The sequence below is a fragment of the Micromonospora sp. NPDC051196 genome (assembly GCF_040682415.1).
Classification (GTDB): Bacteria; Actinomycetota; Actinomycetes; order Mycobacteriales; family Micromonosporaceae; genus Micromonospora.
In genome coordinates, this window is record NZ_JBFBAY010000001.1 from 60494 (window position 1) to 74442 (window position 13949).

Genomic DNA, 13949 nt, shown 5'->3' on the forward strand with positions numbered 1-13949 from the left:
CTAGGCCCGCTCGAAATCGATAATCATCATGTCCCGGATAGCGACAGGCGCATCCTCGGGACCGATGGGGGTGACTTCGTGCTCCATGACGCGATCGTCGAGCACAATGGTTTCCATCGGATTCAGCATCGTGTGCACGAACAGCGGCTCCGCCTCCCCTTTTCGGAAGATCCGGCTGACGCCGCCGGTGCAGTTCTGCCGACCGATCAGGTGCATGACCACGTAGTCGTGACCATCGCTGTGCCGCCCCTCGGGGGCCGGCGCCGACGTGGCGTCACCGGCGGCCGTCACGCGAATCACGTGTACGGTGATCAGCCAGTCGCCGTCGTATCCGCTCGCGCGTCTGATGAATTCCAGGTCGTGCGCGAGGGTGGTCTGGAAGTGCGCGTTCCCGTACATCTCCGGGGTGATCGGCCCGAACTGCCTGGCCTGCCCGCCGTAGACCCGGTTCACGTCCGTCGCCTGATAGAACGGCTCGGCGGGCAGCGCCTCGAGGCCACCCTGAGAGCGTCCCAGCAGTCGTCCCAACCGGCGGTACCGGGACGTCCGATGGCTCGGTTGGACGTACGGGTCGATTGGGAGATCGTCCCAGAATTTCGCGAATTCGTACCACCCGTCGCTCACGGAAGCGTGAAGTTGCCCGTGGGTCCATCCGTTTTTCACGATGTCCTCTTCGCGAAGCAGGACGACATCTTCGATAGACATTTCTGTGCCTCCCTTCTTATCCAGGCATGAACGTACTCGCGGGGCGGTACTCTGCTCCCGGTCAAGCTCCACTCAATACATCAGAAAATGGCACCCATAACCTGATCGAGTCCTCACCCAGGGCGCTGTCTATCAGGTGGACAGATGGGTGATGCCGTCACTGGTCTCGCTCCGGACAGGACACGACCGGGCGTCGGACCGGGCGCCGAAGTCCCCGATAGAGGCGTGGCGGAGTCCAGGCGGCGTAATCCTGATCGCATGTTCGGCCACAGCGTGGCCATCCGGCAGTGCCCGACGCGACGGCGGCCTGCCCGGAAGATCGCGTGCCTGGCTCGGCGGTCTCCGCCGGAGCGCCAGCTTCCTCCTATCCGCCTAAAGGCGGTAGCAGTACCCGGCAGTCCCCGCGCCACAGTGGACCTTGATATGGCTCCTGGCCTGCTGTAAGTGTGGCCCTCGCGTGTCCACAACAGGAGGATCTTCCTTGCTGTGCTACCCTCAAAACCCAGTTAGCCGGATGCAGATGGATGGATCTGCGATTGAGTAGCGCCATCGAGATGATCGAGTGTCCATTCCACACCACTTGCGTGGCGACTTCTTGCTACACCTTTTCCAGGACTCGGGAGGTAATCAATGGCGCACCAACGACGCGCGGTCTATGCCCTCGTCGCATTGTCCGCCGCCACTTTCTGTTACGTGACCACCGAGGTGCTTCCGATCGGGCTGCTCACGCTGATCGCACCAGACCTGGGACGCTCGCGGTCCGAGGCCGGCCTGCTGGTGACCGGGTACGCCCTGGTGGTCATGATCGTGGCGCTCCCGCTGACCCGGGTCACCCGACGCGTACCCCGGCGCCCGCTGCTCGCCGGCGCTCTCGGTGTGTTCGCCGCAGCGACCACGGTCTCGGCCCTCGCCACCTCCTATGAGGTGCTGCTCATTGCGCGGCTGGCGTCCGCCGCCACCAACGGTGTCTTCTGGGCGGTGGTGTTCCCCGTAGCGATCTCGATGTTCCCCGCGAACATTCGAGGTCGCATCGTGGCTCGACTGTCGATCGGCAACGCTCTCGGCCCGGTCCTCGGCGTACCGATCGGCACCTGGTTGGGGGGGCAGGCCGGGTGGCGTGCCGCTTTCCTCGCCATGGCCGTCTTCGGGCTCGTCACCTGTATCGCGGTCGCCGTGCTCCTGCCGAACGTCAGACCGCAGGAGAGCGCGGGCGACACCGGACCGATGCCGGACCGACGCCGTTTCGTGGTGCTCCTCGTCGCCACCGTCCTCGCGGTCACCGGCGCCATGGGCGCGTTCACCTACATGACCGTCTTCCTCCTCGACGTCAGCGGGTTCGCCGCAGCATCCCTCGGCATGCTGCTCTTCGTCCAAGGCTCGTTCGGTGTCGCCGGTACCTGGGCGGTCGGCCGGCTCCTGGACCGGTCTCCGCTCGGAGTGGTGCTGGGTCTACTCGGGCTCATCACCGTCGCGATGCTCGGCCTCTGGGGGCTCGGCGCGAGCAAGGCATTGACGATCCCGTTGCTCGCCGTGGCGGGGATGTCGTTCAGTTCGCTGATCGCGGGAATCCAGCACCGCATCATGCAGGTGGCCCCCTCGACCACCGACATGGCGTCGGCCAGCCTCAGCGTCGCGTTCAACTTCGGCCTCGCCGCCGGCTCGTTCGTCGGCGCGGGTCTGCTGGCGACGGCTGGAGTACGCGTCATCCCGTTGTTCGGTGGCCTGCTGACGGCTGCGGCGTTCGCGTTGCTCGCCGTCCACGAAGTGTCCCGCAACAGAAGGAGAGGCCATGAAACTGTCCGTCGTAATCCCGACCTACAACCGGTCGGACATTCTGCGGCTCACGCTTGAGTCCCTTGTCCATCAGGACCTGGATCACGACGACTACGAGGTGCTCGTGGTCGACGACGGATCGTCCGACGACACCTCGGACGTGGTGAAGAAGTACATGGACCAGATGAACCTGCGGTACTTCTTCCAGGAGGACGAAGGTTACCGGGCGGCCGGTGCCCGCAATGTCGGCATCAGCCACGCCAAGGGTGATATCACCGTCTTCATGGACGCGGGTGTGATGGCACACTCCAGCCTTCTCCGCACCCATCTCGCCACCCACGAGGCGACTAGTGAGCCGATCGCTCTCTGCGGCTACGTCTACGGCTACAGCCTGGACGGCCAGAACGCCGACGAGGTCCTCGCCGACCTCGACCTGGACAATGTGGACGGGACGATCGCGGAGTGGCGCGCGAAGGGTCTTCACCCCGACATCCGGGAGGACTTCTTCGTCCGGGAGGGCGACGACTTCTCCGGCGCGCCTGCGCCCTGGCTCATGTACTGGACGTTCAACTCCTCGGCGCGGACGGACCAGCTCCGGCGGGTCGGCATGTTCGACGATGCGTTCCGCGCGTGGGGCGGTGAGGACGTCGACCTCGGCTACCGGCTGCACCGCGACGGGGCCCGCATGTTCCTGAACCGCGACGCGATGTCCCTGCACTGGCCGCACGAGCGCGACGGTGAGGGCGCCGACGCCGTCGCCAACTACCGGTACATGGCCCGGAAGTACGACACGCCGATCACGCGGCTGTTGGACATCGTCCCGACCATCAACTTCTTCGTCATCAATGACGTCATCCGGGGTCGGAAGCTGACCCACTGACGGATCACCGCCGATATGTGGCTGGTATCGGCCGGTGGACTCATATCAGCGTGGTGCCCCTCGCGAGCCGGCCCGGGTCGATAGGACCCGGGCCGGCTTTTCGTACGCGATCATCGGTCCCGGACGGGCCACATTCCGGCCGGCCGCTCCCGTCAAGCTCGGCTCAGTAGTAAATCCCCGTTCCAATGAGCAGTTCCTGCGAACGTCTTGAGTATCCGGTATAACGCTGATGCGGTACCCGGGCCGGAGTACGTTGCTGCTACGAATACAAAGGACTGCGAAAGGACGGGATCGCGTTCAGGCTATTGGGAGAGCGGGCACGAATTGTGCGCTCTCCCGTCGTTGGTTCCAGCGAGTCGCACGACAGGCGCGTAAGAGATGATGCGAATCCCGCCAGGGGTCGACGTCATCCGGCAACCCGACCAAGAAAAGGTCGTCCCCTTTGGTCGCGGGACTCCCGACAGGCAGGTCCGGTGCACCCGCAAGGAGCTCGGGCAGGGTCGGCGAGGCCCGGTCACGGGTACGCGGTCCGGCAGACGGTAAGCAGTCTGGTCGAAATGAGGCGGTCATGAGACAAGAGTCGGTTACCTCCATGCTATTGGACGATGCTCCGTCGCATCGGTCATTCGAGAACGATTACCTACCTACATCTACCGCGGACGGATCGGCAGCGCAGCGTCCCCGAGTGTCGTACGACCTGGCAGTGATCGGTCTTGGCTACGTCGGACTACCTCTGCTGAAGGAGGCGTCGGCTGCCGGACTCCGTGTCATCGGGGTGGACATCGACGTCAGTCGCGTCGACATGTTGAACAGCGGGAAATCCTACGTCGACGACATCTCCAAGGACGATCTCGGCGAGATGCTCTCCGCCGGCTTCCGGGCGACGGCGGATCCGTCGTCACTTGCCGAAAGCGCGGCCATCACCATCTGTGTGCCGACGCCACTCAGCGATGACAACGGACCGGACCTGTCGGCCGTGCGGAGTGCGGCACGGATGGTGGCCGCCTATCTGACGCCGGGCACGCTTGTCGTCCTAGAGTCGACGACGTATCCCGGAACGACCGAGGACGTCGTCCGGCCGATCCTGGAGGAGTCCGGCCTCATTGCGGGCCGCGACTTCAGTCTGGCGTACTCGCCGGAGCGCATCGATCCGGGAAACGGCCAGTTCGGACTGCGGAACACGCCGAAGGTCGTCGGCGGCCTGACCGAGAGCTGTCGCGATCACGCCGCCACGCTTTACGGCAAGCTGGTGTCCCAGGTTGTTCCCACCTCCGGTCTGCGCGAGGCCGAGATGGCAAAGCTGCTGGAGAACACGTATCGCAACGTGAACATCGCCCTGGTCAACGAAATGGCGATCTTCTGCGAAGAACTTGGTATCGACCTGTGGGAGACCATCGAGGCCGCCGCCACGAAGCCGTTCGGCTTCCACAAGTTCCTCCCCGGCCCGGGAGTGGGCGGACACTGCATCCCGATCGACCCTTCCTATCTGTCGCACACCGTCCGCAGGCTCGGCTACACCTTCCGGCTGGCGGAGACCGCCGGCGAAATCAACGGACGGATGCCGAAGTACGTCGCCAGTCGGCTGCAACGAGCGCTGAACCGGGAACGGAAGTCGGTGAACGGCGCGCGAGTGATGCTGCTGGGTGTGACGTACAAGCCGGACATCGCCGACGACCGCGAAACCCCGGCCCTGCCACTGGCCCGCGAGTTGCTGGCGCTCGGTGCCGAGTTGCGCTTCGCCGATCCCTACATCCGCAACTGGAGTGTCGACGGGGTGAGCATCACCCCGGTGGAGGCACCCCTTTACGCGGTCGACGAGTGCGACGCCGTCGTACTGCTCCAGGCGCATTCGGCGTTCGACCTCGTGGCCATCGCCCGGCGGGCCCGGCTGGTGCTCGACACCAGCGGCCTGATGGGTTGCCACGAGAACGTCGAGCGACTCTGAAGCGCGCGCAAACGCCTTTGAGACCGACTTACGGAAACGGACAATACGATGACCTTGAACTGGTCGCAACAGCGCATCCTGATCCTTTCGCCGCATCCCGATGACGAGATCCTCGGCTGCGGCGGATTGATCCACAAGGCGAAGTCCGCCGGCGCCGAGGTCTTCATCCAGTTCCTCACCGTCGGCAACACCACCGACCGCTCCTCGTCGGTGTTCTCCTCCCCGGAGGAACGGAACGACGAGATCAAGCGGGTCGCGGACCACCAACAGTGGGACGGATGGCACATCGCGTTCCCGGGGGACGAGTACCACCTCCGGCTCGACCAGACTGCCCGGCTGGAACTGGCCAACATGGTGGAGCAGGAGAGCCCGCTCGCCATCGCCAGGCTGCGGCCCACGGTGTTGATCGCCCCGCACCGCACGAGCTACAACCAGGACCATCAGGCCGTGGCGGAGGCGGCCCACACCGCGACGCGACCGTCCAACACTCGGCTACGCCATCACCCTGATCTCGTCCTCGCCTACGAAGAGGCGGCGGACCAGTGGCGGGCCGAACCGGTCTCCATGCCGAACCTCCTGGTCGAACTCACCGAGGAGGACCTCGACAACAAACTCGAGGCCATGCGGCTGTACGCCACCCAGGTACACGAGCACCCGCACACCCGGTCCGAACAGACCCTCCGCAGCCTCGCGGTTCTGCGGGGCATGCAGGCCGGCGTACGGCTGGCCGAGGCGTACCACATCATGCGGTGTCTGGCCTGACGGGCCGGTTCCGGCTGTCTCGCTCACACCCACCCTGCTGCCGAAAGGAAGCGAGCGATGCGAGTTCTTGTCACCGGGGGCGCCGGTTTCATCGGTTCCCACCTGTGTGAGTTCCTGGTCAGGCAACACCACGACGTCACCGTGCTGGACGAGCTTTCCACCGGTTCGGTGGCGAACCTCGCCAGTTGCCTCGACGCCGGCACCGTACGCCTCGTGGAGGGGTCGATCCTCGATCGGGATCTGGTCAGCGAGTGCGTCCGGGGCAAGGACGCGGTCTTCCACCTCGCCGCAGCCGTCGGCGTACACACGATCGTCGACAGCCCTCTCCAATCCCTGCGCGTCAACCTGTACGGCACGGAAAACGTCGTCGAGGCGGCTGTGACGCACGGCGTGCCCTTCGGCATCGCGTCGACCAGCGAGGTGTACGGCAAGAACGATGCCGACGGGCTCTGCGAGGACGCCGACCGGGTCCTCGGGTCCCCGCTGCTCAGCCGGTGGTCGTACGCGGCGGCCAAGGGCCTGGACGAGTTGGTGGCACACACCCGTGCCGCCGAGACGGGCACGCCGTGCGTGAGTTACCGACTGTTCAACATCGTGGGCCCACGGCAGACCGGCCGGTACGGCATGGTCCTGCCACGTTTCGTCGCGCAGGCGCTCCGCCACGAACCGATCACGGTGTACGGCGACGGCACGCAGCGTCGGTGCTTCGGGTCGGTCTACGACGTGGTACCCGCGATGGTCGAACTGCTGGGGACCTCTGCGGCGCACGGCAGGGCGGTGAACCTCGGCGGGCGGGAGGAGACCACCATCCTCGGGCTCGCCGAGATGGTCAAGGACTGCACCGGGTCGACGAGCGACATCCGTACGGTCCCATACGACGTCGCCTACGGTAGCGGCTTCGAAGACATGCGCCGCCGTATGCCGGACCTTACGCTGGCCCACGAACTCATCGGTTACACCGCCCGGTACGGCCTCGACGACATCGTGCGATCGGTCGTCGGCGCCGCGCGCCGCGCGGACCAGACCCGGAGCAAGGCCGGCGCGCAGCGTGTCGGCGAAGCCTTCGGCCATGGCGAGTTGGTCGCGTAGCGCAGGTGCCGGATTGCGTCGGGTCTGCCAACCGGACGGCGCTGTCGGTCACTGTCCGCGGGTTCGATAGCGCAGGTGCAGGACGCCGTTTCCGAATCGACGCTCATCGAGCAGTTCGAGGTCGGTCCGTACGCCGGTCGGCAGCCCTGGCTTGCCCCCGCCGACGACCACGGGCCAGACGAACAGCCGGCACTCGTCGATCAGCCCGGCCTTGAAAGCCTGCGTGGCGAGGTTCGCGCCGCCGATGGTGAGATCGCCTTCGACCGTGGTCTTCATCTCGTGTACCACGGCGGGGTCGAAATGGCGTTCGAGTCGGGTGTTGGCGGTTGACACCGCGGCGAGGGTCGTGGAGTAGACGACTTTGTTCGGTGCCTGCCAGACGGTCGCGAAGTCGGCCATGAGGTCGGACTGCGCGGCCAGAGCGGCGTTGGTCTCCCAGACGGCCATCGACTCGTACAGGCGCCGTCCGTAGAGGAGCGTGCCCACGGACCGTAGGAGGTCGGTGGTGAATACGAATACCTCGTCGTCGGGTGGGAGCCAGTTGAAGGCGCCGCGTTCGTCCTCGATGTAGCCGTCAAGCGACAGGTTCGTCACGTAGATCAGCTTCGCCATGCCGTTACCTTTCGGTGATCAGCCGCAAGTGCCTGGACATTCGCTCAGCCTTTCATCCCGTATGGATCTGGCAATCGTGCCCCCACGTCACGTTCCTCGGGGTCATCCACCGATGTATTCGGCGAGCCGGGCGGCGCCGGTGAGCATGGCTCGGCCGCGCGCGGTGAGTTGTTCCCGCCACTGGCGCAGCGACGCGGCGAGCGGTTCGGCGCCGCCGGCTTCGCGTACCCGGCGTAGCACGTCGGTGATGTGGTCGAGCCGGTACCCGCCACGGCGCAGCAGGTGAGCGAGTTCGGCGTCGCGGACATCGTCCGGTGAGTAGACGCGGTAGCCGGTCGTCGGGTCGCGCGCCGGCCGCAGAATGCCAGCCTGCTCCCACTTGCGCAGGGTCGCGGGGCGTACGCCGAGTTGGTGGGCCAACACGCTGATCGGTACGGCTTTCCGGCTCTGCGGTGGCCGCTTCGAGCCGGTGAGAGTGGCGACGGCCGCCTCGACCGCGTCCAGGGTTTCTCGGTCGCGTTGCAGCAGCACATGGCTGTGGTCGATGGTGCGTAACGCCGTGTCGATCTCACCCCGGTTGACGGCACGCATGATGTCGCCGCCGGCTGCGTAGCCGTGGCCTGCGATCAGCGCGAGGTAGGCGCTCAGCGCCTTGGCGTGCACCTCGGTGAACCGGCGGTAGCCGGTCGGGCTGCGCGGGGCCGGCGGCAGGACGCCGTCGCGTTCGTAGTTGCGCACGGCCTGCGCGGAGAGGCCGTGTCGGCGCGCGAGGTCGACTGGTCGGCGTACCCCTGGGGTGGAGGGTTTCGTGGCTGTCACCGCGTTCCGTCGCTTGGAAGTTTCAACCGCTGGTTCAACGATACGGTCGATGCAATGACCTCCCTTCTCGACCTGTTTGCCGTACCGCCGGCTCTGCTCGCACTCGGTGAGCCGACGCACGGCGAGTCCGCCTTCCTCCAGATCCGCAACGAGGCCTTCATGTCGCTGGCCGAGCACGGCTACCGGTCGATCGCGCTGGAGAGCGACCGGGCTGCGGGGCTGATCGCCGACGAGTTCGTCCGAGGCTCCGCCGTCGTCACGCTCGACCGTGCGCTCGCCGAAGGGTTCAGCCACGGGTTCGGGGCCGCTCCGGCCAACCGTGACCTGCTGCTGCGGATGCGTGAGTACAACGTCGGGCGGTCGGCTGCCGAGCGCCTGACGTTCCACGGCTTCGACGCCCCGCTGGAAATCGAGGGCGCGCCGAGTCCACGGCGCTACCTCACCCGGGTTTGTGACTTCCTCGACCTCGACCGCTGCGCGGAGATCGACGATCTGATCGGCGACGAGGCGCGGTGGAGCGACACGGCAGCGATCTGGGAGCCCGGCAGGTCGATCGGGTGTTCGGCCGACGCGCAGCGTCTGCGGGTGATCGCCGACGACCTGCTGACCGAGCTGTACCTGCAGGCACCCCGCCGACCCGAGGGCTGGCACACGGCGTTCGTACACGCCACGTCCGCCGTCGCGGTGCTGCGTTACCACGCCGCGGCCGCTGCACCACTGAAGCAGGAGGAACGCTTCGCCCGCCTGGTCGAGGTCCGGGACGCGCTGATGGCCGAGAACCTGCTCGCAATCCGGTCGGCCGAGGCACACCGCGGACCCACCCTGGTCTTCGCGCACAACACGCACCTTCAGCGCCACTTGAGCACGATGACCATGGCCGGAACGGACGTCTCGTGGGCCGGCGCCGGCGCGATCATCGCCGCACTGCTCGATGACCGGTACGCGGTGATCGTCGGTAGCCTCGGCGCGAGCCCTGCGCTCGGCATCGAGGCGCCCGCCCCGTCGACCTACGAAGGCCGGCTCCAGCAGGGAACCACTCTTCCCCGGTACGTCCGGGCATCCGACATCGAGACGGCCGAGCAGCGAACGCACGACTACCGCTACTTCCCGCTGGATCAGGCCACCATCGAACACGCCGACGCGGTGCTGCACATCCCGAGCGGCGTCAACGCGGCCATGCTCGCCGACCGGATCCTCGCACTGCCCGGCGTCGAACAGTTCGTGGCGAGCGAGGAGAACGGGTCGCCCGAGAGCGCCTGGGGCGATCGGTTCTTCTACGTCGGTCCGGACCGTCGCCAGCCGTTCGCCACCATCGTCGAACACGACGTGCCCGGCTTCGACGTGGCCTCCCAACTCGACCGTCCCGGCGTCTTCCGCCTCAACCTGGACCTGGGTCGAGCCGAGTTCGAGAATCTGTTCGGCTTTCCACCCAGGGCCTTCGAGGACCACCGGCACGAGTTCGACTTCGCCCGGCTGGACACTTTCGTGCCGCACCCGGGCTACGCGCTGTACGGCTTCGGCAGCATCGTCATGCCCGGCCCGCACATGCTGCCCGAAATCGACCGACTGCTCGCCATCGCCCACGCCCGAGCAGTCAACCGCCACGAGCGCGCCGAGCGCCGCGCGGCTGACCAGCAGACTCACGCGGCTGACCAGCAGGACTGAGCCCGGCGCTGAGTGTTGTCGATGCCAGGTTCGTCGGTGCCCGGCCGCGTCGCGGTGTCACGCTGCGGCCAGGACTGCCAGAATCGGATGCGGGGAGTCGGTGCGCGGGGGTGAGGAGAAGCCATGAGTGACTGGAACGACAAGATCATCGCTGAGTTTCGCGCCAATGGCGGGCAGGTGGGCGGTCAGTTCGCCGGCGCGCCGCTGCTGCTGTTGCACACCGTCGGGGCCAAGAGCGGTCAGCCTCGCGTGAACCCGATGATGTATCAGAAGGTGGACGGCGGCTACGCCGTGTTCGCGTCCAAGGGCGGCGCGACCACCAATCCCGACTGGTATCACAACCTGCTCGCTCGTCCGCAGGCCCAAGCGGAGATCGGCACGGACAAGGTCGAGCTGGTCGCCAGAGTTGCCGTCGGGGACGAGCGGGAACGGATCTGGAGCGCGCAGAAGGCCGCGTATCCAGGCTTCGCCGACTACGAGCGCAAGACCAACCGCCAGATCCCGGTCGTCGTACTCGAACCTGCACGGTAGGCGGCGGCGACACAACCCGTTGGCGTCCGAGCGCGGTGATGAGCGGTCACCATGGGTGCGGTCCACCGGAAGTTCGCCCGGCTGGGCAGTGGGTCGCATCCCATGGCTGACTAGCCGATTCCGTCCAATGCCTCGCGGATCGTGGCTTCGACCCGGCCAGGCATCCCGGCCACGTCGAGCGGAGCCCGCCCGCCGACCTGGACCGGGATGAAGCGCTGCCAATCGAGGTCAAAGCAGAGCAACGCTCGCAGGTCGGCTCGCCGGTCCACCCGTACTCCCGCAGCGCGCTCGTACGTCACCAGATAGTCCTCAGCCGTCCTGGTGTCGAACAACACCGCCAGGTTGAGTCTGCAGTGGCCGACGTCGCTGCCCCGGTTGCCGGTGGCCGCGTTCGGCCAGTCCACGACGCCGCTCAGCCGACCGTCACGCCACAGCACGTTGAAGTGCTGGTAGTCGCCGTGGACCAGGACCTTCTCCGCAACAAGCGCCCCTGCGGCAGCCTCGCGGGCGGCATCACGCAGGCCACGGTCGACCAGCCAATCCAGCGTTGCGCTCTCGGTATACCAGCCATCCCACCGGGTCTGCGGGTGGTTGGGTACCGCGTGGACAGCGGCCTGGGTGGCCGCGAGCTGACCCAGCCAGGACTGCATATCGTCCGGGGACAGATCCGGCTGCCCGATGAGCGCGGACGTGAGCGTACAGCGCACCCCGGTTTCGGCCCCGTCCTCGTCGATCGCGATGAGTCGGGGTGCGGCAACCCCGCAGCCGCGGACGGCCGCGAGCGCGTCGGCTTCGCGGGTCACCAAGCCCTCGGTCCAGTCCTCGCTCGGCCAGCGGCGCAGCACCACGTCCTTGCGGCCGGTCGGGGAATCGACGGTGATCCGGTCCATGTCCGCAGTGATCCCGCCTCGCAAGGGCACGACTGCGGTCACCCGGGCACGTCGATGAACGTGGTGTGCCACCCACCGCAGGACCTCCGGTGTCGGAGGCTCGTACTCGCGGGGCATCCGGTCAGTCTGGCAGCCCGTACCCCGACCGACCACTTCAGTGGCCCTTGGTCACGTCCAGTTCCTTGGGAGTCAAGGCGAACACCACGACCATCGAGACCAGCATGATCGCGGCACCGATGGCCCCGACCAGCACCAGCCCGTTAGTGAAGGCCTCCTGGGCCTGGGCGGCGGCTGCGGCCCCGGCCGGACCCAGACCGTTCAGGACGTGCAGGGCGCCTCCGAGGGACTCCTGGGCCACCGACACCTGACCGGTGTTCAATCCGGCGGCGGCCAGGTCCGAGACCGGAAGCTCGGCGCGGTACAGCGCCGCCGCCGCGCTGCCCAGCACGGCCACGCCCAGGACCGCGCCCAGTTCGTAGGAGGTCTCCTCGATGGCTGCGGCGCTGCCCGCGTGCTCGGCCGGGGTTCCCGACATGATGATCGCCGAGGCGATCGCCAGGGCGCCCATTCCGGCCCCGAGCAGGGCCAGGAAGATCCCGACGGGTGGGTAGCTGAGCGGCTTGGGCGCTACGGCCAGGATCGCGAAACCCAGACCCGACGACGCCAGGCCGCCCACCAGGACGGTGCGGGCACCGATGCGCTGGGCCAGTACGGGGGCCAGTGGGGAGAACACCACCGAGGCGACGGCCAACGGCAGCAATGCGACGCCGGCCTGCAAGGGCGACATCCCCTGCACGAGTTGGAGCCACTGTGCCGCGAGCAGCAGCGCCGACCCCATGGCCAGCATGGTGAACAGCGCCGCCAGCGTTCCGGCCGTGAACGAGGGGACGGCGAACAGGCGTACCCGCAGCAGCGGGGAGTCGCTGCGGAGGCAACGCAGCACGAACCACACCAGCAGGGCCAGCCCCACCGTCAGCGCCGCCAGGGCCAGCAGGTCGGTCGGGCCTTCCTTGGCGATGCGCTTGATGCTCCACACCAGGGCGGTCATGCCCACGATCGACAAGGCGGTGGCCACCGCGTCCCAGCGGCCCGGGTTCGGATTGCGTGCCTCAGGCAGCAGGAACAGGGCCGCGAGGATGGCCGCGGCCATCCAGGGCACGTTCAGCAGGAACGCCGCCTGCCAGGAGAAGTGCTCCAGCAGCAGTCCGCCGACGATCGGCCCCACGGCAGCCCCCAGGGAGGCCACCGCCGCCCAGATGCCCAACGCCTTGGCGCGTTCGGCCGGGTCGGTGAACAGACTGCGGATCATCGACAGGGTGGCCGGCATGATCATCGCTCCGCCTACACCCAGCAGGGCGCGTACGGCGATCACCGCGGGGGCCGACTCGGCCACCAGGATCAGCAGGGACGCGCCACCGAAGATCGCGAAGCCGGTCAAGAGCATCCTCTTGCGGCCCCACCAGTCGCCCAGGGTGCTCATGGTGACGAGCAGCCCGGCCAGGATCAGGGAGTAGATGTCGACGATCCACAGCTGTTGGGCTGCGGTCGGTGACAGTGCCGTGGCCATGTCGGGCAGGGCGACGTTGAGGATGGTCATGTCCATGACCACCACCAGCAGGCTCGTGGACAGCACGGCCAGGGCGGCCCACCGGCGACGGGCGGACAGGTGCCCGGCGGTAGCCGTGGGTGCGTCGGTGGTGCGCGTAGGGCTCACCGCTTCTCCTCCAGGGACGTGCTCATCAGTGCGGCGATGGCCATGCGCAGGGCAGGCTCGTCGATGGGCCGGTCGTGCAGCAGGGTGTGCAGGATGACGCCGTCCAGGTAGAGGGCCGTGGCCTGGGCGGCTTCGGGTGCGGCGTAGGCCGAGAGGATCTCGGTGATCCCCTTGACCCAGCGCTGGGCTAACGGACGCAGCTCGGGCTGGTAGACGCCGGCGTAGTAGAGCAGGTTTTCGGCCTGTATCTTCGCGCGGTCGCTCAGGTAGGCGGCGAACAGCGCGGCGATACCCGCCGGGCTCCCCTGACAGGCATGGATGCTCTCTGCGACCTGGCGTATCTCTTCGTCGGCCTGGGCGACGATGACCTCCAGCGCACTCGTGCGCAGGTCGTCCAGGGATTCGAAGTAGTAGGTGGTGGCGCCCAGCGGCACCTGGGCCAGTTCGGCCACCCGCCGGTGCGTCAGTGCCGCGTACCCGTTGGTGATCATCTCCTGTGCGGCGACTTCGAGCATGGCGCGCCGGCGCCCCTCGGGATCCCTGCGGAAGGTCATGGGAGCGCCC

The 13949-nt window shown here is 67.2% G+C and carries 13 protein-coding genes; 7 read left to right on the top strand and 6 right to left on the bottom strand.

What is annotated here, in order from left to right:
* Nucleotides 1-705 carry a 2OG-Fe dioxygenase family protein gene (locus tag AB0M35_RS00295; protein ID WP_363740093.1) on the bottom strand — a complete coding sequence of 235 codons (705 nt, stop codon included), beginning with the start codon at nucleotides 703-705 and terminating at the stop codon, nucleotides 1-3.
* A 630-nt stretch (nucleotides 706-1335) separates the two neighbouring features.
* Between AB0M35_RS00295 and AB0M35_RS00300 the strand changes: the two genes are divergently transcribed.
* From AB0M35_RS00300 to AB0M35_RS00320, 5 genes are all read left to right on the top strand, one after another.
* Nucleotides 1336-2556 (top strand): MFS transporter, encoded by a 1221-nt coding sequence (locus tag AB0M35_RS00300; protein ID WP_363740094.1) that lies wholly within the window; start codon nucleotides 1336-1338, stop codon nucleotides 2554-2556.
* Complete coding sequence (locus AB0M35_RS00305) at nucleotides 2495-3358, top strand: glycosyltransferase (RefSeq protein ID WP_363740095.1); 864 nt, start codon at nucleotides 2495-2497, stop codon at nucleotides 3356-3358. Before AB0M35_RS00300 ends, AB0M35_RS00305 begins: the two co-directional genes overlap by 62 nt.
* A gap of 685 nt (nucleotides 3359-4043) precedes the next feature.
* Entirely contained in the window at nucleotides 4044-5303 is a 1260-nt protein-coding gene (locus AB0M35_RS00310) for a nucleotide sugar dehydrogenase (RefSeq protein ID WP_363740096.1), read from the top strand.
* 48 nt (nucleotides 5304-5351) lie between these two features.
* On the top strand, nucleotides 5352-6065 hold the full coding sequence (locus AB0M35_RS00315; protein WP_363740097.1) for a PIG-L family deacetylase: 714 nt from the start codon (nucleotides 5352-5354) through the stop codon (nucleotides 6063-6065).
* A 57-nt stretch (nucleotides 6066-6122) separates the two neighbouring features.
* The gene (locus AB0M35_RS00320) at nucleotides 6123-7154 is read left to right on the top strand and encodes an NAD-dependent epimerase/dehydratase family protein (protein ID WP_363740098.1); all 1032 of its coding nucleotides are present in this window, start codon (nucleotides 6123-6125) and stop codon (nucleotides 7152-7154) included.
* Nucleotides 7155-7202: 48 nt separating this feature from the next.
* Here the strand turns inward: AB0M35_RS00320 and AB0M35_RS00325 are convergent, their stop codons facing one another.
* Both AB0M35_RS00325 and AB0M35_RS00330 read right to left on the bottom strand, forming a co-directional pair.
* Entirely contained in the window at nucleotides 7203-7766 is a 564-nt protein-coding gene (locus AB0M35_RS00325; protein ID WP_363740099.1) for a dihydrofolate reductase family protein, read from the bottom strand.
* A 102-nt stretch (nucleotides 7767-7868) separates the two neighbouring features.
* Nucleotides 7869-8585: a TioE family transcriptional regulator gene (locus AB0M35_RS00330; RefSeq protein WP_363740100.1), complete on the bottom strand. Its 717-nt coding sequence runs from the start codon at nucleotides 8583-8585 to the stop codon at nucleotides 7869-7871.
* Between the two features lie 54 nt (nucleotides 8586-8639).
* Here AB0M35_RS00330 and AB0M35_RS00335 point away from each other — a divergent pair, with 54 nt between their 5' ends.
* Nucleotides 8640-10250: a DUF6194 family protein gene (locus AB0M35_RS00335; RefSeq protein ID WP_363740101.1), complete on the top strand. Its 1611-nt coding sequence runs from the start codon at nucleotides 8640-8642 to the stop codon at nucleotides 10248-10250.
* A gap of 123 nt (nucleotides 10251-10373) precedes the next feature.
* A complete protein-coding gene (locus AB0M35_RS00340) occupies nucleotides 10374-10781 on the top strand; it encodes a nitroreductase family deazaflavin-dependent oxidoreductase (RefSeq protein ID WP_363740102.1) in 408 nt (135 codons plus the stop codon).
* A 110-nt stretch (nucleotides 10782-10891) separates the two neighbouring features.
* Here AB0M35_RS00340 and AB0M35_RS00345 read toward each other — a convergent pair whose 3' ends face one another.
* From AB0M35_RS00345 to AB0M35_RS00355, 3 genes are all read right to left on the bottom strand, one after another.
* Nucleotides 10892-11713, bottom strand: a complete 822-nt coding sequence (locus AB0M35_RS00345) for an aminoglycoside phosphotransferase family protein (RefSeq protein WP_363740103.1) — start codon at nucleotides 11711-11713, stop codon at nucleotides 10892-10894.
* Nucleotides 11714-11825: 112 nt separating this feature from the next.
* Complete coding sequence (locus AB0M35_RS00350; protein WP_363740104.1) at nucleotides 11826-13385, bottom strand: MFS transporter; 1560 nt, start codon at nucleotides 13383-13385, stop codon at nucleotides 11826-11828.
* Nucleotides 13382-13939: a hypothetical protein gene (locus AB0M35_RS00355; protein WP_363740105.1), complete on the bottom strand. Its 558-nt coding sequence runs from the start codon at nucleotides 13937-13939 to the stop codon at nucleotides 13382-13384. The genes AB0M35_RS00350 and AB0M35_RS00355 overlap by 4 nt, the downstream gene beginning before the upstream one ends.
* Between the last annotated feature and the right edge of the window lie 10 nt (nucleotides 13940-13949).